The sequence below is a fragment of the Mesorhizobium sp. AA22 genome (assembly GCF_001672375.2).
In the GTDB taxonomy this organism is placed as follows: Bacteria; Pseudomonadota; Alphaproteobacteria; order Rhizobiales; family Rhizobiaceae; genus Mesorhizobium; species Mesorhizobium wenxiniae.
Genome location: NZ_CP048406.1, coordinates 1,632,104 through 1,652,090, shown reverse-complemented (window position 1 = coordinate 1,652,090; position 19,987 = coordinate 1,632,104). Strand labels below are relative to the sequence as shown.

The 19,987-nt window shown below is 63.1% G+C and carries 21 protein-coding genes; 16 read left to right on the top strand and 5 right to left on the bottom strand.

Annotated features, from left to right (window positions below; all coding sequences use genetic code 11):
- Position 1: 1 nt before the first annotated feature.
- From A9K68_RS08025 to A9K68_RS08010, 4 genes are all read right to left on the bottom strand, one after another.
- Entirely contained in the window at positions 2-520 is a 519-nt protein-coding gene (locus A9K68_RS08025) for a YcnI family protein (RefSeq protein WP_065009786.1), read from the bottom strand.
- 60 nt (positions 521-580) lie between these two features.
- Positions 581-1,120 (bottom strand): copper chaperone PCu(A)C, encoded by a 540-nt coding sequence (locus A9K68_RS08020; protein ID WP_065009736.1) that lies wholly within the window; start codon positions 1,118-1,120, stop codon positions 581-583.
- Positions 1,121-1,225: 105 nt separating this feature from the next.
- A complete protein-coding gene (locus A9K68_RS08015; protein WP_065009737.1) occupies positions 1,226-1,579 on the bottom strand; it encodes a DUF2946 family protein in 354 nt (117 codons plus the stop codon).
- 127 nt (positions 1,580-1,706) lie between these two features.
- The gene (locus A9K68_RS08010) at positions 1,707-2,600 is read right to left on the bottom strand and encodes a GntR family transcriptional regulator (protein WP_065009738.1); all 894 of its coding nucleotides are present in this window, start codon (positions 2,598-2,600) and stop codon (positions 1,707-1,709) included.
- A 269-nt stretch (positions 2,601-2,869) separates the two neighbouring features.
- Between A9K68_RS08010 and A9K68_RS08005 the strand changes: the two genes are divergently transcribed.
- The 6 genes from A9K68_RS08005 to A9K68_RS07980 all read left to right on the top strand — a co-directional run bounded on the left by A9K68_RS08005 (position 2,870) and on the right by A9K68_RS07980 (position 10,502).
- The gene (locus A9K68_RS08005) at positions 2,870-4,375 is read left to right on the top strand and encodes an altronate dehydratase family protein (RefSeq protein ID WP_065009739.1); all 1,506 of its coding nucleotides are present in this window, start codon (positions 2,870-2,872) and stop codon (positions 4,373-4,375) included.
- Between the two features lie 58 nt (positions 4,376-4,433).
- Positions 4,434-5,432, top strand: coding sequence for an aldo/keto reductase (locus A9K68_RS08000; protein ID WP_065009740.1), 999 nt, complete (start codon positions 4,434-4,436; stop codon positions 5,430-5,432).
- Between the two features lie 325 nt (positions 5,433-5,757).
- The gene (locus A9K68_RS07995) at positions 5,758-6,753 is read left to right on the top strand and encodes an ABC transporter substrate-binding protein (RefSeq protein WP_065009741.1); all 996 of its coding nucleotides are present in this window, start codon (positions 5,758-5,760) and stop codon (positions 6,751-6,753) included.
- Positions 6,754-6,901: 148 nt separating this feature from the next.
- A complete protein-coding gene (locus tag A9K68_RS07990) occupies positions 6,902-8,455 on the top strand; it encodes a sugar ABC transporter ATP-binding protein (protein WP_065009742.1) in 1,554 nt (517 codons plus the stop codon).
- Positions 8,452-9,417 (top strand): ABC transporter permease, encoded by a 966-nt coding sequence (locus tag A9K68_RS07985; RefSeq protein WP_065009743.1) that lies wholly within the window; start codon positions 8,452-8,454, stop codon positions 9,415-9,417. Before A9K68_RS07990 ends, A9K68_RS07985 begins: the two co-directional genes overlap by 4 nt.
- Positions 9,418-9,485: 68 nt before the next feature.
- Positions 9,486-10,502, top strand: coding sequence for a zinc-binding alcohol dehydrogenase family protein (locus tag A9K68_RS07980; RefSeq protein ID WP_065009744.1), 1,017 nt, complete (start codon positions 9,486-9,488; stop codon positions 10,500-10,502).
- Between the two features lie 23 nt (positions 10,503-10,525).
- Here A9K68_RS07980 and phnF read toward each other — a convergent pair whose 3' ends face one another.
- On the bottom strand, positions 10,526-11,275 hold the full coding sequence (gene phnF, locus A9K68_RS07975; RefSeq protein ID WP_065009745.1) for a phosphonate metabolism transcriptional regulator PhnF: 750 nt from the start codon (positions 11,273-11,275) through the stop codon (positions 10,526-10,528).
- 122 nt (positions 11,276-11,397) lie between these two features.
- On the opposite strand from phnF, the gene phnG reads away from it, so the two are divergent.
- From phnG to phnE, 10 genes are all read left to right on the top strand, one after another.
- Positions 11,398-11,859 carry a phosphonate C-P lyase system protein PhnG gene (gene phnG, locus A9K68_RS07970; protein WP_065009787.1) on the top strand — a complete coding sequence of 154 codons (462 nt, stop codon included), beginning with the start codon at positions 11,398-11,400 and terminating at the stop codon, positions 11,857-11,859.
- Positions 11,859-12,470 carry a phosphonate C-P lyase system protein PhnH gene (gene phnH, locus A9K68_RS07965; RefSeq protein WP_065009746.1) on the top strand — a complete coding sequence of 204 codons (612 nt, stop codon included), beginning with the start codon at positions 11,859-11,861 and terminating at the stop codon, positions 12,468-12,470. The genes phnG and phnH overlap by 1 nt, the downstream gene beginning before the upstream one ends.
- 1 nt (position 12,471) lies before the next feature.
- Positions 12,472-13,584, top strand: coding sequence for a carbon-phosphorus lyase complex subunit PhnI (locus A9K68_RS07960; RefSeq protein ID WP_065009747.1), 1,113 nt, complete (start codon positions 12,472-12,474; stop codon positions 13,582-13,584).
- A 268-nt stretch (positions 13,585-13,852) separates the two neighbouring features.
- A complete protein-coding gene (locus A9K68_RS07955) occupies positions 13,853-14,734 on the top strand; it encodes an alpha-D-ribose 1-methylphosphonate 5-phosphate C-P-lyase PhnJ (RefSeq protein ID WP_065009748.1) in 882 nt (293 codons plus the stop codon).
- Entirely contained in the window at positions 14,731-15,507 is a 777-nt protein-coding gene (phnK, locus tag A9K68_RS07950; protein WP_065009749.1) for a phosphonate C-P lyase system protein PhnK, read from the top strand. Before A9K68_RS07955 ends, phnK begins: the two co-directional genes overlap by 4 nt.
- Before the next feature lie 2 nt (positions 15,508-15,509).
- Entirely contained in the window at positions 15,510-16,217 is a 708-nt protein-coding gene (gene phnL / locus A9K68_RS07945; protein WP_065009750.1) for a phosphonate C-P lyase system protein PhnL, read from the top strand.
- Complete coding sequence (locus A9K68_RS07940) at positions 16,214-16,831, top strand: DapH/DapD/GlmU-related protein (RefSeq protein ID WP_065009751.1); 618 nt, start codon at positions 16,214-16,216, stop codon at positions 16,829-16,831. Before phnL ends, A9K68_RS07940 begins: the two co-directional genes overlap by 4 nt.
- Before the next feature lie 193 nt (positions 16,832-17,024).
- On the top strand, positions 17,025-17,882 hold the full coding sequence (phnC, locus tag A9K68_RS07935; protein ID WP_065009752.1) for a phosphonate ABC transporter ATP-binding protein: 858 nt from the start codon (positions 17,025-17,027) through the stop codon (positions 17,880-17,882).
- Positions 17,883-18,028: 146 nt separating this feature from the next.
- Positions 18,029-18,937: a phosphonate ABC transporter substrate-binding protein gene (gene phnD / locus A9K68_RS07930; protein ID WP_065009753.1), complete on the top strand. Its 909-nt coding sequence runs from the start codon at positions 18,029-18,031 to the stop codon at positions 18,935-18,937.
- 73 nt (positions 18,938-19,010) lie between these two features.
- On the top strand, positions 19,011-19,985 hold the full coding sequence (gene phnE, locus A9K68_RS07925) for a phosphonate ABC transporter, permease protein PhnE (RefSeq protein ID WP_065009754.1): 975 nt from the start codon (positions 19,011-19,013) through the stop codon (positions 19,983-19,985).
- The last annotated feature ends 2 nt before the right edge of the window (positions 19,986-19,987 follow it).

Below are 19,987 nucleotides of genomic sequence, written 5' to 3'. Positions count from 1 at the left end.
ATCACTTCTTAGGCAGCAGCTTGAGACCAGGTGCGGGATATTCCAGCGCATCCTCATCCTGGCCGGCCGCCGGAATCTCGATCCAGCGTTCGGTAACGCCATCGCATTCCTGCACCACCGGGAAATAGAGCGTTTGGCCGGCCGGCAGGTCCGCCGCCAGTGTCCCGCGGAAGACGAACTCGTCGTAGAATTCGTCCGGCAGGCTGCCGCCGCTCCAGTCGATTTGCTTGGCACCTGATGTCACCGCCTGGCCGTGAAGCTGGTAGGACTTTTCGTATCTGCCTTGCTTGGCCTGCAGCGTCCAGCCCGGCTTCGGCATCGGCTTTACCGAAATCACCCCTTCTGGGATCTGCACGCGCACGGCGGTCGTCGCCTTGCCCTCACAGCCATGCGGCACGCGCAGGATCGCCTTGTAGGTCGAGCCGACAGGCGCCTCCTGGGTTTCGAGCGTGACATGGGCGAAAGCCGCACCCGTCCCGAAGACGAGAAACGCGCAGGCCGACAAAAGATACTTGTTCATGATGGTCTCTCTGTTTTCCATTATGGTGCTTCTGATTGCGACCTTTAAGATTTTTCCGGATCAATTTGCGTGGTCAGCCATGCTGCCCGTTTCGCCCATGCCCTCGACGGCGAACTCGACGGTCACCGTGCCGGCCTTTTCGAAAGTCAGCGTGGCGGAAAACGCCTTGCCTTGCTTCGGTTGCCGTTTCAGCCCGACGAACATCAGATGATAGCCGCCGGGTGCCAGCGCGACCTTGCCGCCGGCCGGGATTTCGAGGCCGCCGCTGACCGGCCGCATGGTCATGACGCCGTCCTTGACGCCCATCTCATGCAGTTCGGTCTTGGCCGAAATTTCAGAGGAGATCGACAGCAGCCGGTCCGGCGAACTGCCAGTGTTGGTGATACTGAAGTAGCCGCCGGCCACTTTGGCGCCGGGCGGCGTGGCGCGCGACCAGGGATGCACGATCTTGAGGTCGCCAACCCTGAACTCATGCGCGAAAACGGCCTGGGCGCTGATGGACAGAACGGCAAGGAGGAACACGGTGATGCCGAGTCGCTCCTCGAAGCTGCGCAGGAAGCGGCTGTTGCGGCCGAGCCGCGCGCGAAAAGTGTGAGACATGATAGCTCCAGGAACTGAGAAAATCGCGCCGTCGGCCGGTCGCGAACAGTTTCGATGTTGAACGAATTCGCCCGCGAAAAACTCCGCAAGGCGAACTGGAACGGATCAGGCCGTCACCGGCGGCGCGCGCGGATTCGACGGAGAGCGGTCGCGGGCAAAGTCGAGATGCCTGAACGCCGGCAGCACAAACGCAACGGCTTCGACGGAAAAAATGCCGGACACAGTGGCGGCAACGGGCGGCGGCGCGTAAGCCGCCGAGGCCATGCCACAGCCGAGCACACAGCAAGCCGGCACGTGCTGCTGGTGAGGATCGCCGCCTGGAAGCTGGGCCGCGCCCTGCTGGGTGCAGATTACATTGCCGAAGGCGTCGAGTTGCGAAGCATCGGGGAAGCCGGAGGCGAATGCGCCAAACACCGACTGGAGCACGAGCAAATAGGCCGCGACGAACGCCGCCGGCATGCTCCATCGTCTCCGCTGGATGTTCAAAAGCCTGCCTCTTCACGCAGCAACGGCAAATACCTAGCACGCGCTCGGCGGGCGGAAAATCGCCAAATTACTACTGCGGCAACGCAGCGCTTTAAGCCCGCTACGGTTGCTGGCCCTCGGGGATCGAGGTCAACAGGGTATTGCGCGCCGACTTCAGATGCTTGCGGCAGGCAGCGTCGACCTTGCCGAGATCGCGCGATTTGAGCGCCGCGATATAGGCCAGGTGTTCCGCGACCGCCACTTCGTTGCGCTCGCGCTCCTGCGCCTTATTCCACTGGTAGTGGTAGTGGAAGATCATGGCGATGACGTCGTAGAAATCGACGATGAAGCGATTGTGCGACGCGCGGTGGATCAGCCGGTGAAAGCGCTCGTCGAGCTCCGAGAATTCGTTGAAGCGCGTGGCGATCTCGCTCGCCAGCCGGCGATGCTCGTCTTCCAGCCAGTCGAGGTCGGCCCAGACCGGGCTATCGTCCGGCAGAGCAGCGAACGCGGCAGCCGAGCGCAATTCGAACATCTCGCGGATTTCGGTCAATTCCAGCGCGAAAGCGCGGGTAAAACCTTTCAGCACCCAATGGCTGTTGCGGCGTTTCTCGATCAGCCCGAAGCGGGAAAAGCGGATCAGGAACTCGCGCACGCTGGTGGTGCCGACGCCGATCTCGCGCGCCAACTCGAGTTCGTTGATCTGCATGCCGGGCTCGGCGCCGCCGGCAAGCAGCCGCCGCATGAAGGAGCGCTCGATGATTTGCGACAGCGTGTCGGTCTCTTCCTCGGGGAAAAAATCGTCCGGCCGCGGCACGCGCAAAACCGTCTTGCTGCGCTTGTTCCAGGCAATCAGCCCCGTCTCTTCCATGCGCGTAAGGATGGTGCGGATCGTCGTGCGGCTGACGCCGAGCAGCGTGCCAAGCTCGGGCTCGGACGGCAGGCTTTTCGTTTCGTCGAGCAGCCGCAAACCCCGATTGTAGGCGTCTTTGTAGACGTTGTTGCTCTTCGACATCCCCTGCCCCGTTACGCCGGCGCTTGCGGCGGTTTGAAGCGCGATATGACAAATGTTCCAAACGCAAAGGCCTCCAAAAAAGCGAGAATCGCTTTTCGAAAGTCAGCCCTGGTTCCAGTGTCCGATCCTCTGCACATCCTTAAGAACGCGCGGCGCTGTCACGAAAAAACAATTGACGCAAAACTGTTTTTTCACGATAAAAGACATTAACTGTTAACAGGCGCGTGTCAATCCGCTTGCCCATCCCAGGAACACCCAGGAAACTGCCCGTGAACGCCGCAAACAGCATTCTTCTGTCCCCCGCCGACAATGTCGCGGTCGCCAACGGCCGCATCGAGATCGGCGCGGTACTGCCGGGCGGTGCCGTCGCCACCGCGTTGATCGAACCCGGCCACAAGGTAGCGATCAAGCCGATCGCCGCCGGCGAGGCCGTGGTCAAATACGCTCAGGCGATCGGCCGCGCCACCCAGGACATCGCACCCGGCGAGCATGTCCATTCGCACAATCTGGTCTTCGAGTCCGGGCGTTTGCCGGTGGTGCCGCCGAGCGAAGCCGTGCACGCGACCGAGGCCGACCGCGCCCGCACCTTCATGGGCTACCGTCGCGCCGACGGCCGTGCCGGCACGCGCAACTTCGTCGGCATTCTCGCCAGCGTCAATTGCTCGGCCACCGTTTGCCATGCCATCGCCGACGAGGCGAACCGCACTCTCCTGCCCAGATATCCCGGCATCGACGGCTTCGTTCCGATCGTCCACGGCCAGGGCTGCGGGATGAGCGCCACCGGCGACGGCATGATGGTGCTGCACCGCACGCTGGCCGGCTACGCCCGCCATCCGAATTTCGGCGGCGTGCTGATGGTCGGGCTCGGCTGCGAGGTCAACCAGCTCACCCTCTATGGGCAGAAGGGTGTCGCTGCGGGAAAACGCCATTTCAACATCCAGGAAGCCGGCGGCTCGCGCAAATCGGTCGAGAAGGCGATGCTGGTGCTGGCCCAGATCGCCGAGGAGGTCGGCAAGCTTGAGCGTGAGCCGATCCCGGTCAGCGAGATCGTCGTCGGCCTGCAATGCGGCGGCTCGGACGGCATGTCCGGCATCACCGCCAATCCGGCGCTGGGCGCCGCCGTCGACATCCTGGCCGGTGTTGGTGGCATCGGCATCCTCTCCGAGACGACGGAAATCTACGGCGCCGAGCATCTGCTTGCCTACCGTGCGGCGACCCCGGAGATCGCAGCCAAGCTCGATGGCTATGTGAAGTGGTGGGAAGACCATGTCGCCAAGCATGGCGCCTCCATCGACAACAATCCGTCGCCCGGTAACAAGCGCGGCGGCCTGACCACCATTTTGGAGAAGTCGCTGGGCGCGGTCGCCAAGGGCGGCCAGACGCCGCTCAACGGTGTCTTCGGCTATGCCGAGAAGGTCACCGGGCACGGCTTGGTGTTCATGGACACGCCCGGTTACGACCCGGTTTCCGCCACCGGCCAGGTGGCGGGCGGCGCCAATGTCATCGTCTTCACCACCGGCCGCGGCTCCTGCTTCGGCTGCCGGCCAACACCGTCGATCAAGGTCGCCAGCAACTCGACCATGTACCACACCATGGAAGAGGACATGGACGTGAATTGCGGCGTCATCGCCTCGGGCGAAAAGACCATTGCCGGCATGGGCCGCGAGATCTTCGAACTGATCGTCGAGACGGCTTCCGGCCGCAAGACCAAGAGCGAGGAGTTCGGCTACGGCGACAACGAGTTCGTGCCCTGGCACCTCGGCGCGACCCTCTAGAACAGCCATTAACTGACTCAAGACGCGGGCCAGGCAAATGGCCGGTGGGAGGCTTTGCATGAAGAAACGCCGTGTCGGCAGCACCGCGCTGGAAATAACCGAGGTCAGCTTCGGCGGCGCGGCGGTCGGTGGCCTCTACCGAGCTTGCCCGCGCGAGGCGGCGATGCAGACGCTGCAGGTCGCCTGGGAAGCCGGCCTGCGCTATTTCGATACGGCGCCCTTCTACGGCTTCGGCCTCTCGGAACGCCGCTTCGGCGATTTCCTGCGCGACAAGCCGCGGGACTCCTACGTGCTGTCGACCAAGGTTGGGCGCCTGTTCCGGCCGGTGCCGGAAGACCAGATTCCAGACCATTCTTATGTCGATCCGCTGCCCTTTGCGCTCGACTACGACTATTCCTACGACGGCATTATGCGCTCGGTCGAGTTCAGCTATGCGCGGCTTGGCCTCAATCGGATCGACATCCTGTTCGTCCACGACATCGGCGTCTACACACATGGAGCCGAGAAGACGAAGCTGCATTTCCGCCAGTTCATGGATGGCGGACTGAAGGCGCTGGAAGAGCTGAAGTCGTCCATGGTCATTTCCGCCTACGGCCTTGGCGTCAACGAGGTTCAGATCTGTCTCGATGTGCTGCGCCAGGCGCCGCTCGACTGCATCCTGCTCGCCAGCCGCTATTCGCTGCTCGACCGCACCGTCGAAGCCGAATTGCTGCCGCTTTGCCGGCAACGGCAGACCTCGCTGATCATCGGTGGCGTCTTCAATTCCGGTATCCTGGCAACGGGCCCGGTACCGGGCGCCCATTTCGATTATCTGCCGGCCACCGCGGACATTCTCGGCCGCGTCGGGGCGATGGAAAAAATCGCCGCCGAAGGCGGCTATCCGCTTGCAGCGGCGGCGTTTCAGTTCCCGCTGCACGAGCCTGTTGTCGCTTCTGTGCTGACGGGCACCGCCAAACCGACCAATCTGGCGCGAAATCTCCAACTGCTCGACATCCAGGTGCCCGAAACCGAATTCGCCAAATATGATCGTTACACGGTCGTACAGAAACTCGGCTAACGCGCTGCGGCCTTCGCCCTCGTCGGTTAAACGGCGGACGGCGCAATCAGGAGGCGTAACAATCGGACGCCCCCAAAAGAATGAATATTCCACCTTGACTGGTTGGTGGAATTAATATTCCATACCTTTCGAGAGGATCTGTAGGGTTTGGCAATGAGATCGGTCTAGCCATAAGGAGACCGATGCGAAACACCGCTTGCGTCGACCCAACCTATGCACTATCAAAATGCGGTAAATGTTTTTTATTGATAAAGTTCTGTTTGGACAGCGCCCATCCAAACCGAGCTTCAGCAACGTTCACCGGGCGACTTAGGGAGGAAGCCTTATGAAATTCGTGACCAGCATTCTCAACCGCCGCGCATTCGTGGCGCTCGCCGCCGCCTCGATGCTTGCCGGCGTGTTGCATTCGGCGCCAGCTTCGGCGGCGGACGTAACCATTCCGATCATCGTCAAGGACACCACCTCTTTCTACTGGCAGATCGTCCTGGCCGGCGCCCGCAAAGCCGGCAAGGACCTCGGCGTCAATGTGCCGGAACTCGGCGCCCAGGCAGAGACCGACGTCAACGGCCAGATCTCGATCCTTGAAAACGCCGTCGCCGGCACCCCGGCTGCCGTCGTCATCGCGCCGACCGAAGCCAAGGCGCTCGGCAAGCCGATCGATGAGGCAGCCACCAAGGTCAAGATCATCGGCATCGACTCCGGCGCCGACTCCAAGGCCTTCACCTCGTTCCTGACCACAGACAATATCCAGGGCGGCCGCGTCGCCGCCGACGGGCTGGCGGCCGCGATCGGCGAAGCCAATGGCGGCAAAATCGAGGGCGACGTCGCCCTGATCACCGCACTTCCGGGCGCTGGTTCGCTCGAACAGCGCGCCCAGGGCTTCAAGGAGCAGCTTGCCGCCAAATATCCCGGCCTGAAGCTTGTTGCCGACAAGTACGCCGACGGCCAAGCCACTACCGGCCTCAACATCGCGACCGACCTGATAACCGCCAATCCGAACCTCAAGGGCATCTTCGCCTCCAACCTGATCATGGCGCAGGGCGTCGGTCAGGCGATCGCCGAGAACAGCCTGGCCGGCAAGGTCGGACTCGTCGGCTTCGACAGCGACGAGAAGCTGATCAAGTTCCTCAACGACGGCGTCATTTCGGCTCTCGTCGTCCAGGATCCGTACCGGATGGGCTATGACGGCATCAAGACGGCGCTCGCGGCCTCGAAAGGCGAGAAGGTCGAGGCCAATGTCGACACCGGCGCCAACCTCGTCACCAAGGCCAATATGAAGGATCCGAAGATCGACGCGCTGCTCAATCCGAAGCTCGACTGAGCACCGGCAGGTGCACCGTTTCCGGGGCCTCGTTGCCCCGGAAACACCCTGAAAGTGGTTCGAAATCAGCCGGCTTCAATACCCTTGACGATGCGACCCGGCCAGCATCGCTACGTGCCAATCGTGAGGCCAATCTGGGAGGATTGTCATGACATCGACGGCGCAGGAACTGCATCCGGCCCCAACGCTGGAACCGGGCAGGACGATCCTCGAACTCAAGGGCTTGGAGAAGCGATATCCCGGCACGCACGCGCTGAAGCCGGTTAACCTCGCCTTCAAGGCCAGCGAAATCCACGCCATTGTCGGCGAGAACGGTGCCGGCAAATCCACCCTGATCAAGCTGCTGACCGGCGTCATGCCGCGCACCTCCGGCGACGTCATCTGGGAGGGCAAGCCGGCAGCGCTGGCGACGCCGCATGAGGCGATGGCGCTGGGCATCAATGCTGTGCATCAGGAGGTCGTTCTGTGCCGCCATCTCACTGTCGCAGCCAACATGTTCCTCGGCGAGGAGGATTCCCGCTTCGGCATCCTGCAGCAGCGGGCCATGGTCAGGGAAGCGCAGAAGATCATCGACGATCTCGGCTTTGATCTGCCGGCGCATGTCGTGCTAGGTGACCTGACCATAGGCCAGCAGCAGCTGATCGCCGCCGCCCGCGCCACCGTGCGCGGCACCAAGTTCCTGATCTTCGACGAGCCGACTGCCTATCTCACCCGGAAGGAAGCCGACCAGCTGTTCACGCTGATCCGCCGGCTGAAGGGCGAAGGCGTCACCATCATCTACATCAGCCACCGCATGGAAGAGGTGTTCGAGCTCGCCGACCGCGTCTCGGTGCTGCGCGACGGCACGCTTGTCGGCACCAGGAACATCGCCGAAACCAACGACGCCGAGCTGGTCAAGATGATGATCAACCGCTCGATCGAGCAAGTCTATCACAAGGAGCATTTTACCCCGGGCGCGACGCTGCTCGAAGCCCGAAATCTCTCCGGCAAGGGCTTCGAAAATGTCTCGATGACGGTCCGTGCCGGCGAAATCGTCGGGCTCTACGGCCTGATCGGTGCCGGGCGCAGCGAGTTCGTCACCACGCTTTACGGCCGTCATCGCAAGTCGGCCGGCCAGATCCTCTGGGAGGGCAAGGCGGTTCAGGTCAATTCCGAGCATGACGCTATCAGGCTCGGCATGGCGCTGGCGCCGGAAAGCCGCCGCGACCAGGGCCTCTGCCTCAACCTGCCGGTCGGCCTCAATCTCAATCTGCCGATCTACAAGCGCATCTCCAGCAATCTGCTGATCTCCAGCGCACAGGAGAAGACCGAGGCGGATCGCCAGATCGCCAATCTCAGGATCAAGACACCGACGCGCAACGCGCTCGCCTCCAGCCTGTCCGGCGGCAACCAGCAGAAGATCGTCATCGGCAAGTGGCTGGCGCACGGCGCCAAGCTGTTCATCTTCGACGAGCCGACAGTCGGCGTCGATGTCGGCACCAAGGCCGAGATCTACCGCCTGTTCAGCGCGCTTTTGTCCAATGGCGCCGGCATCATCCTGATCTCGTCCTATCTGCCCGAGGTCTATGAACTGGCCGACACACTGCATGTGTTCCGGCGCGGCAAACTGGTGGCCACTCATGGTTTCCGCACTGCCGACCATGAGGAGATCCTCACCCAAGCGCTGGCCGAGAAACAAGAAAAACCGGGAGGACAGATATGAGCACCGAGGCGATCCCGGCCGAAAGGCCGAAACGCAACTACAACGCCCTGTTCGGGCTGACACTGCTGGCGCTGTTGGTATTGTTGTGGGTCATCCTGTCGGTGGCGACGCCGAGCTTCGCCTCTGCCAACAACATCTCGAATCTGCTGCGGCAAGGTTCGATGATCGCCATCCTGGCAGTCGGCCAGACCTTCGTCATCATCACCGGAGGCATCGACCTTTCCGTCGGCGCCGTCGTCGGCTTCGCCACCGTCATCGTGGCGATGTTGATCAATGCCGGCGTGCCGATTTTCCTCGCCATCCTGATCACCTTGCTGGTTGGCGTCGCCATCGGCATGTTCCATGGCTTTGGCATCGTCAGAATGGGCCTGCCGCCCTTCATCATCACGCTGGCGACGCTGACATCCTTGCGCGGCATCGGCCTCTTGATGACCAACGGCAACTCGATCTCGATCAACAACGATGCCTTCCAAATGTTTTCGCGCAGCTCGTTTCTCGGCGTCCCCAATCTGTTCTGGATGGTGATCCTCGTCGGCATCCCCGCCTACACCTTCCTGCATCACAGCCGCTGGGGCCGGTATCTGTTCTCGGTCGGCTCCAACGCCGAGGCATCGCGTCTGTCCGGTGTCAACGTCCAGCGCACCATCTACATGGCCTATACGCTGTCGGGCCTCTGTGCGGCTTTTGTCGGCGTGCTGCTTGCCTCGCGCATCGGCATCGGCAATCCGACGCAGGCCGAGGGCTGGGAGTTGCAGGCGATCGCCTCGTCGGTGATTGGCGGCACCTCGCTGTTCGGCGCCGTCGGCTCGGTGCACGGACCGCTGCTCGGCGCCTTCATCCTCGCCACCATCAACAACGGCGCCAATCTCTTGAACGTCAATGCCTTCTGGCAGCGCATCATTACCGGCGTGCTAATTATCGTCATCGTCTATTTCGACGGCCTGCGCCGCCGCGGCAAGTAGACCATATTAACAACCGCCGGCCCGGCGCTAGCGGGGCCGGCGGTTTCATGAACAGACTGGATTGAACTATGAAAGCCGTCGTCTGCCGCTCGCCCGGTGAGCTTGTTCTGGAAGACCGCCCGGCGCCAGGCACTCCGCCCTCTGGCTGGGCGCTGGTCGCGGTTAGTCATGTCGGCATCTGCGGCACCGACTATCATATCTTTGAGGGCAAGCATCCGTTCCTCGCTTATCCCCGCATCATGGGCCACGAGGTTTCCGGCACTGTGATCGAGGCCGGCGAAGGCGTCGATCTGGCCGTTGGCGAACCTGTGATCATCAATCCCTATCTCGCTTGCGGCAAATGCATCGCCTGCCGGCAAGGCAAGCCTAATTGCTGCGTCAGGATCGAGGTGCTCGGCGTCCACCGCGACGGCGCCATGTGCGAACGGATCCTGGTGCCGGCGCAGAACCTCTACCCGGCCAACGGCCTGTCGCTGGCCGACGCCGCCGCCGTCGAGTTCCTGGCGATCGGGGCGCATGCCGTTCGGCGCTCGCTGGCGCAGCCCGGCGCGCGCACGCTGGTCGTCGGCGCCGGGCCGATAGGGCTCGGCACGGCGCTGTTTGCCCGCATCGCCGGTCTCGACGTGAAGCTGCTCGACATGAGTGCCGAGAGGCTGGGTTTCGCCGCAAGGGAACTCGACTTTGCCACCCTCGACGGCTCGAAGGGATCGGCAACCGATCTGGCGCGGGAGGCGACTGACGGCGAAGGCTTTGACGTGGTTTTCGACGCCACAGGCAACACCCAGTCAGTCCAGTCGGCTTTCGCCCATGTCGCGCATGGCGGAACGCTGGTCCTGGTCAGCGTCGTCAAGGACGACATCGTCTTTTCCGACCCCGAATTCCACAAGCGCGAGATGACGCTGATCGGCAGCCGCAACGCGCTGCGCGCCGACTTCGACCACGTCGCCGCCTCGATCCGCGACGGCGCGGTGCCGCTGGCAAAGCTCGTCACCCATCGCACGACGCTTGGCGACACACCGCGCGACCTCGGCCGCTGGGCGCATGAGAAATCCGGCCTGATCAAGGCGGTCATTCAGGTCGGATGAGACCGGGATAGACGCGCTCCTACCTACCGCGCCGACAATTTGAGCTCGACGCGCTCAGCCGGAAAACGCGTTTCGGCGAACTGGATTGGCTGGCCGTCCGGCGTGACATTGACCGCGACCGTGACCAGCACGATGGCGCCGGACTGCAGATCGAGATCGGCGAGATCGGCGGCATCTGCGTGGCGCGCCGACAGCACTGTCGATTGCCTGAGATAGTCACTAATGCCGAAACGCTGGAGCGAGGCGGTCACCGATCCAGTTTCCGCGATAGCGGCCTCGATGCCTTCGAAGCGTTTCGCATCGAACCAGCCGGTGGCACGCGAGACCGGCTGTCCGTCGGCTTCGCCGCGCGTCTCAAGGCGTATGACATTCGAACTCTTGGCAAGCCCCAGCCCTTCGGCGACGCGCCGGCTGGCCGGCTCGACCGCCGATTCGAGCAGCACGCTGCGGCGCTCCGTCGCCTGCCCTTGCAAGCCCTCCGAAAAACGGGTGCGGGCGCCGATCGGATAGGACAGCCGCTTGCGCAAAAGCACGAAAGTGCCGCGCCCCTGTTCGGCCCTCAGCACGCCATCCTGCACCAGTGCTGCGATGGCGCTGCGCACCGTATGGCGGTTGACGCCATAACGCTCCGCCAGTGCAATCTCCGGTGGCAGCGCGGCATTCTCGGCAAAGTCGCCGATGGCGATCGAATGCAGGATCTGGTCGGCGATCTGCCGCCACAGCGAGACGCCGCTGCGCCGCTCTATGCTGCTGGCAATCTGTTGCCCGATCATCTCTTGCCCCGATCTTTTTCGCCCTGTCATCCATCCGTCATGGACACGCTTTAGAGAATAGGTATAATTTGTATAATTGTCTACATCATTATACAAATTCGGAACGAGAAGGAATGGCTGCCATGCGAGGACAGGAAGCGCGCGATCAGGCTGAGCGCAAGGCCGTCATGGCGACGCTAGCGCAATCGACCGGCGACGATATCGTCCGCCTTTGGAACGCAGCCGGCCTGCCTTCGGAAGCAGAACTCCTGCGCGGTCCCGAAACCGGCCTGGTCACCGTGCGTGGCCGCATCGGCGGCGGCGGCGCACCATTCAATGTCGGCGAGGCGACGGTCACCCGCGCTACCGTCCGGCTCGCATCCGGACAGGTCGGCCACTGCTACGCGCTCGGCCGTGACAAGCAGAAAGCGAAACTGGCGGCGATCGCCGACGCACTCTGGCAGGATCCTGCCCTGCGCCGCGAGGTCGAGACAAAACTCATTGCGCCGCTGCAGGCCGCACTTGCCGGCGCACGTGAACGGCGGCGCGCCGAGACGGCGGCAACGAAGGTCGATTTCTTCACCATGGTACGCGGAGAAGACTGATGGACATCGCAACGCAAGCGATCGAGGGCGGCTTTGCCGATCCGGTGTTCGACGCCCAGACGGTGTTCCGCGCCGTGATGGATGCGATGGCGCGGCCAGGCACCCTGGAGCCCCTGCCGATCTTTGCCCGCCCGCCGGCGCCACTGTCGGCCACCGCCGGCGCCATCGCGCTGGCGCTGTGCGACAACGACACGCCGCTCTGGCTCGACCCCGTTTTGCAGGCCCCAGCAGCGGTGAAATCCTGGCTCGGCTTCCACACCGGCGCGCCGCTGGCCAATACGCCGGCCGACGCGCATTTCGCGCTGATCGCCACGCCGGCCGAGATGATGTCGCTCGATGGCTTTTCGCAGGGCACCCAGGACTATCCCGACCGCTCCACAACGCTAATCCTGCAGGTGAGCGATATCGTTTCAGGCGCCCCTCTGCTGCTCGAAGGTCCCGGCATCGAAATGACTGCAACCATCGCGCCGGCGCAGATGCCGCGCCATTTCGTCGAGCAATGGAAGCAGAACAACCAGCGCTTTCCGCGTGGCGTCGACATCATCCTTGCCACCCCCGACGGCGTTGCCTGCCTGCCGCGCACGACGCGCATCAAGACGATGGAGGCGTGATATGTATGTCGCGGTAAAAGGCGGCGAAGCGGCCATTGCCAACGCCCACTCCCTGCTCGCCGACCGCCGGCGCGGCGACCGTTCCGTGCCGGCGCTGCGCCTCGACCAGATCGTCGAGCAGCTGGCGCTCGGCGTCGACCGGGTGATGAGCGAGGGTTCGCTCTACGACCGCGAGCTGGCGGCACTCGCCATCGTTCAGGCGCGCGGCGACATGATCGAGGCGATCTTCCTGGTTCGCGCCTATCGCACCACGCTGCCACGCTTCGGCTATACCAAGGCGATCGACACCGGCGCGATGCTGGTCGAGCGGCGCGTTTCGGCGACCTACAAGGATCTTCCTGGCGGCCAGCTGCTCGGCCCGACTTTCGACTACACTCACCGGCTGCTCGATCCCGAGCTCGCCGCGGGCGGCGATGTCGCCGAGCCGCTGCAGCGTGCCAGCGAGGCGGAAGCCATGCCGCGCGTCTCCGCGATCCTCGCCCGCGAAGGCCTGATCGAGCCTGATGGCGACATGCCGCAGGATCATGTCCCCGGCGACATCACCCGCGAGCCGCTGGAATTCCCGATGGCGCGCGACATCCGCCTGCAGGCGCTGTCACGCGGCGACGAGGGTTTTCTGCTGGCGCTCGGCTATTCCACCCAGCGCGGCTATGCCCGCAACCATCCCTTCGTCGGCGAAGTTCGCATCGGTGAGGTCGAGCTGGAACTCGATGTGCCGGAGCTGCCCTTCGCGGTACCGCTCGGCTCCGTGCGCGTCACCGAGTGCCAGATGGTCAACCAGTTCAAGGGCTCGGCCAAGGCGCCGCCGCAATTCACCCGCGGCTACGGCCTCGTCTTCGGTCAGAGCGAGCGCAAGGCGATGGCCATGGCACTGTGCGACCGGGCGTTACGCGCTTCGGAATTCGGCGAAGACGTCGTCGCCGCTGCCCAGGACGAGGAGTTCGTCATCTCGCATTCCGACAATGTCCAGGCGACCGGCTTCGTCGAGCATCTGAAGCTGCCGCACTATGTCGACTTCCAGGCCGAGCTCGACCTCGTGCGCCGCATGCGCGCCGAGCATGACGCCCGCGAAAACGCAGGCAAAGTCGAAGAGAAGAGGCAGGCTGCGGAATGACTTTAGTTAGCTCCACCGCCATGATCTCGTGGGAATGGCCGCTACACCCCTCCGGATCCGCCGTAGCCGCTACTGCCGCCAACGGTTTCGCCATTCGCGCCTTCCTTCGGCGCAGGAAGAACCATTCTTCGAAGGACAAAGGCAACCACGCCGACAAACACCAGCAACAGGATTCCGATGTGCATCCATCCGGTTGGAGTCATCTGAGCCTGGCCCTTCTTCCGTGTCTTGGAAGTCAATTCGGTAGCACACAGCGGAAGCGATCGCCATGACCGACATCGCCACTTACAACTTCGCCTATCTCGACGAGCAGACCAAGCGGATGATCCGCCGCGCGATCCTCAAGGGCATAGCCGTTCCCGGCTATCAGGTGCCGTTCGCCTCGCGCGAAATGCCGATGCCTTATGGCTGGGGCACCGGCGGCGTCCAGGTCACGGCTTCGATCATCGGCCCGGAAGACGTGCTCAAGGTCATCGACCAGGGCGCCGACGACACCACCAACGCGGTTTCAATCCGTGCCTTCTTCAAGAAGGTCGCCAATGTCGCCGTCACCACCGAGACGGCCAAGGCGACCATCATACAGACCCGCCACCGCATTCCCGAACATCCACTGAGCGCGGGCCAGGTGCTGGTCTATCAGGTGCCGATTCCCGAACCGTTGCGCTTCCTCGAACCGCGCGAAACGGAAACGCGCAAGATGCATGCGCTGGAGGAATACGGCCTCATGCATGTGAAGCTCTACGAGGACATCGCCAGGCACGGCCGCATTGCCACTACCTATGCCTATCCGGTCAAGGTCGAGGGCCGCTATGTGATGGATCCCTCGCCGACGCCAAAATTCGACAACCCAAAGATGCACCGCTCGCCGGCCCTGCAACTGTTCGGCGCCGGCCGCGAAAAGCGCATCTATGCGCTGCCGCCCTTCACCGATGTGGCCAGCCTCGATTTCGAGGACCATCCGTTCGAGGTGCAGACCTTCGACCAGCCCTGCGCGCTGTGCGCGGCCGAGAACGTCTATCTCGACGAGGTCATCCTCGACGACCATGGCGGCCACATGTTCGTCTGCTCCGACACCGACCATTGCGAGAAACGGCGCGAAGGAGGCCATCGCGGCCGTCTTGCGCCCGAAACGATGGAGCCGGCGCAATGACCGACGAACCACTGCTGCGCGTTTCCGCGCTATCCAAATTCTACGGCTCGCGTGTCGGCTGCGAAAACGTCACATTCGACCTTTGGCCGGGCGAGGTGCTGGCGGTGGTCGGCGAATCCGGTTCCGGCAAGACGACGCTGCTCAACTGCCTCTCGACCAGATTGCTGCCGAGTTCCGGCACCGCCAGCTACCGCATGCGCGACGGCCAGTTCCGCGAACTCTACCGCATGAGCGAGGCCGAGCGCCGCTTCCTGATGCGCACCGACTGGGGCTTTGTCCACCAGAACCCCGCCGACGGGCTGCGCATGACGGTGTCCGCCGGCGCCAATGTCGGGGAGCGGCTGATGGCGGTCGGCGACCGCCACTATGGGAAAATCCGCGCCACTGCGGTCGACTGGCTGTCACGCGTCGAGATCGACGAGGACCGCATCGACGACGAGCCGCGCGCCTTTTCCGGCGGCATGCGCCAGCGCCTGCAGATCGCCCGCAATCTCGTCACCGGGCCGCGGCTGGTGTTCATGGACGAGCCGACCGGCGGCCTCGACGTTTCCGTGCAGGCGCGTCTGCTCGACCTGTTGCGCGGGCTGGTCACCGATCTCGGCCTTGCGGCAATCGTCGTCACCCACGACCTCGCAGTGGCACGTCTGCTGTCGCAACGCATGATGGTGATGAAGGACGGCCGCGTCGTCGAAAGCGGCCTCACCGACCGCGTGCTCGACGATCCGCGCGCGCCCTACACCCAGCTCCTTGTTTCTTCCATATTGCAGGTGTGATCATGGCAACCCCGCTTGTCGTTTCCGATGTCGCCAAGAGCTTCACCATGCATCTGCGCGACGGCATCAAACTGCCTGTCGTTACCGGCGTGTCGTTCTCGATCAGATCAGGCGAGTGCGCCGTGCTCGGCGGCCCTTCCGGCGCCGGCAAGAGCTCGATCCTGAAGATGCTTTACGGCAACTATGCGGTCGACGAAGGCCAGATCATCGTCCAGCACGAGGACGCGCTCATCGATCTCGCGACGGCGAGCCCGCGCACCGTGCTTGCCGTGCGCCGGCTCACGATCGGCTATGTCAGCCAGTTCCTGCGCACAGTGCCGCGCGTCTCCGCCCTCGACGTCGTCGCCGAACCGCTGGTCGAGCGCGGCGAGGACCGTGAAGTTGCGCGCGGCAAGGCGCGCGCCTTGCTGGGGCAGCTCAACCTGCCGGAAAAGCTCTGGATGCTGCCGCCGGCGACCTTTTCCGGCGGCGAACAACAGCGCGTCAACATCGCGCGCGGCTTCATCACCGAGCACCCGATTCTGCTGCTCGACGAGCCGACCGCCTCGCTCGATGCCAGCAACCGCGACGTGGTGATTGCGCTGATCGCGGCCAAGAAGGCGGCCGGCGTCGCCCTGCTTGGCATCTTCCACGACCACGACGTGCGCGAGGCGGTAGCCGACCGCGTCATCGACGTGACCGCTTTTGCCGCCGGAAAAATCGCCGCGTGACCCGAAAACTGTCGGAAACGCCGCTGGTCCACGAAACGGCGGAAGTCGAGAACTCGACGCTCGGCCGCTGGACCGAGATCGCCGAACGCTGCCGGGTTTCGGAGAGCACGATCGGCGACTATTCCTACATGATGCAGAACTGCGGCGTCTGGTGCGCGACGATCGGCAAATTCGCCAACATCGCTGCCAGCGTGCGCATCAACGCCACCAACCATCCGACCTGGCGGCCGACGCTGCACCATTTCACCTATCGTGCCTCGGACTATTGGGACGACGCCGAGCACGAGAGCGAATTCTTTGCCCAGCGCCGTGCCAGGCGCGTCACCATCGGCCACGACACCTGGCTTGGCCACGGCTCGACCATCCTGCCCGGCGTCATCGTTGGCGATGGCGCGGCGGTCGGCGCCGGCGCCGTGGTATCGAAGGACGTCGCGCCCTACACCATTGTCGGCGGCGTGCCGGCGAAGCCGATCCGCGAACGCTTCGACCGCCACACGGCGGAACGTTATCAGGCACTCGCCTGGTGGGATTGGGACCATGCCCGCCTGCGCGCCGCGCTCTACGATTTCCGCGCCCTTTCGGCGGAAGCGTTTCTGGAAAAATACGGCGGCTGAAGGGGGTGAATGGTGAATAGAAAGGCCTTCACCAGCCTCTTCTGGCTGCCACCGTACCATTCACCATTCACGGCGCGCCGCCCAAGCCCGTGGGCGGTAACAAAACTGACATCAATCCGACACCGCAGGTTCATGGCGTTGCGCTAGCGATGGTTAACAGACCTTCGAAACGCGACTGGACTGGAACTTGCCTATGTCAGCAACCTCAGCCACGCTCGAAATCCGCGGCGTCACCCGCCGGTTTGGCAAGAACACCGCCGTCAGCAATGTCGATATCTCGATCCCGCACGGTCAGATGGTCGGCATCATCGGCCGTTCCGGCGCCGGCAAGTCGACCCTTTTGCGCATGATCAACCGCCTCATCGATCCGAGCCAAGGGTCGATTTTCTTTGAAGGCGCCGAAGTCTCCAGCCTGCGCGGCTCGCTGCTCAGGCGCTGGCAGCGCGATTGCGCCATGATCTTTCAGCAATTCAACCTGGTGCCGCGTCTCGACGTGCTGACCAATGTGCTGCTCGGCCGGCTCAATCACCGCTCGACGATTGTCAATCTGCTCGGTGTCTTCTCCCGCGAGGAACGGGCCGAGGCGATAGCGGCGCTCGAGCGTCTCGACATTGCCCGCACGGCGCTGCAGCCGGCCGGCACCTTGTCCGGCGGCCAGCAGCAGCGCGTCGCGATCGCCCGCGCCATGATGCAGCAGCCGAAGGTTATCCTCGCCGACGAGCCGATCGCCTCGCTCGACCCGCTCAATGCCAAGGTGGTGATGGATTCGCTGCAGGACATCAATCTGCGCGAAGGCATCACCGTCGTCACCAATCTGCACACGCTGGATACTGCGCGCACCTATTGCAACCGCATCATCGGCATGGCTGCCGGCACGGTCGTGTTCGACGGCCCACCCGAAGATCTCAACCGTGAGGCGGTGCGCATGGTCTACGGCGCCGACAGCAATGGCGGTGAAATCTCCGAGGCCATCACCTCGACCAGCGTCGCCATCAAGCAAAAAATCGCCGCATCCGCAGGACCGCTCGAGCCCGCACTTCCTGGCTACTAGTTCCATGATCCCGACAAGTGGATACCGGTATCCAGAAAGGATCATGGACAAACAAAAGAGCGCCTGGATCGCCAGCCCGCGTCAAGGGCGCTGTCAAAATTCGAACGCTACCGGCGCGATGCCGGAATCAACAGGAGAGACGCGAAATGTTTAGAAAGATACTTTTCGGTGCCGTTTCCATCCTCGCCATGGCGATGGGCGCGGTCCAGGCACAGGACCTGAAGGAATTCCGCGTCGGCATTCTGGGCGGCGAGAACGAAGCCGATCGCCTGCGCAACTATCAGTGCTTTGCCGACCACATCAAGGAAGTGCTGGGCGTCGGGAAAGTTTCGCTGTTCCCGGCCGCCGACTACGACGGCGTCATCCAGGGCCTGCTCGGCGGCACGCTTGATTATGCCGAGCTCGGCGCTTCCGCCTATGCCAAGATCTATCTCGAAAACAAGGACGCGGTTCAACCGATCCTGACGACGATCCAGACCGACGGTTCGACCGGCTACCATTCGGTCATGGTCGCCCGTGCCGATTCCGGCATCAAGACACTCGCCGACATGAAGGGCAAGAAACTCGGTTTCGCCGATCCCGATTCGACTTCTGGTTATCTGATCCCAGTCACGTCACTGCCCAAGGACATCGGCATGGATGTGAAGAGCTACTTCGCGTCGACCGGTTTCGGTGGCGGCCATGAACAGCTTGTCCTTGAAGTCCTGAAGGGCACCTTCGATGCCGGCACCACCTGGGCCTCCGGCGTCGGCGATTTCAAGGACGGCTACAGCTCGGGCAACCTCCGCAAGATGGTTGACAAGGGCGTGCTCAAGATGGACGACCTCGTCGAATTGTGGCAGTCGCCGATGATCCCGAACGGCCCGTTGGTCTTGCGTACGTCCATCGACGCCGGCGCCAAACAGAAGATCACCGATTTCCTGACCAAGCTTCCGGAAACCGATCCGGCCTGTTTCTCCGCGATACAAGGCGGCGACTTCAAGGGCTATTCGCCGGTCACCCCGGAATTCTATCAGGCAATCATCGATGCCCGTAAGGCGAAGATCGGCTCGTAAGTAAACTGCCACAACGCCGCCGGGGCCATGTGCCGCCGGCGGCGTTGCCGCATCAGGGGCCGGGGATCTATCGATGAGTGCGACCGATGTTTACCGCGCGCCTGCGCTTTCACCGGAGGCAGCCACAGTCGAGCGGCACTGGCGCGACCTCGCCGCTCGCCGGCGCTTTTACACGATCGGTGGCTTGGCTTTCCTGTTTCTTGCACTCTCTGGCTCGCTCTGGTTCGCCAACGAAACCAACGCCGGAAAGTTCTTCGACCGCCTTCCCTACATCGCCGACTTTTTCACCGAATTGAAACCGCGCGACTGGTTCGACCCGGTGCGCGCGCTGTTCGACCGGCCTTCCCCCTATGACGATGGCAGCCTCAAGTTCGACTACCCCGAAGGTCGGGTCTACCTGACCCAAGGCATCTACATTCCGGAGTATTTCCACCGGATGATCGAGACGCTGAACATTGCCCTGTTTTCGACGCTGGTGGGCTCCACATTCGGTTTCCTGCTCTGCTTCCTGGCTGCAGGCAACATCACGGCCAGCCGCTGGCTCCGCTTCACCACGCGCCGCTTCCTTGAAATCGTCCGCGCCTTTCCGGAAATCGTCATCGCCGGCTTCTTTCTGGCGGTCTTCTCGCTTGGACCGATTCCGGCGATCCTCGCGGTCAGCATCCACACCGTCGGCGCGCTCGGAAAAATGTTCTTCGAAGTGGTCGAAAATGCCGACATGAAGCCTGAAGAAGGCTTGCGGGCTGTTGGCGCCAACTGGATCGAACGGGTGTGGTTCGGCATCGTGCCTCAGGTCCTGCCCAATTTCATGAGCTACTTCCTGCTCCGCTTCGAGATCAATGTGCGCGCTTCGACCATTCTCGGTGCCGTCGGCGCCGGCGGCATCGGCGAATCCCTGCGTCTTTCGATCGGCCGAGGCCATGAGGCCAAGACCATTGCCATCGTCTTTCTGCTGTTCTGCACGATAGTCGCTGTCGACCAGTTTTCGGCATGGCTGAGGCATCGTCTTGTCGGCCGGCAAGCGTTCGCATACGGGCGCGGAGAGTAACA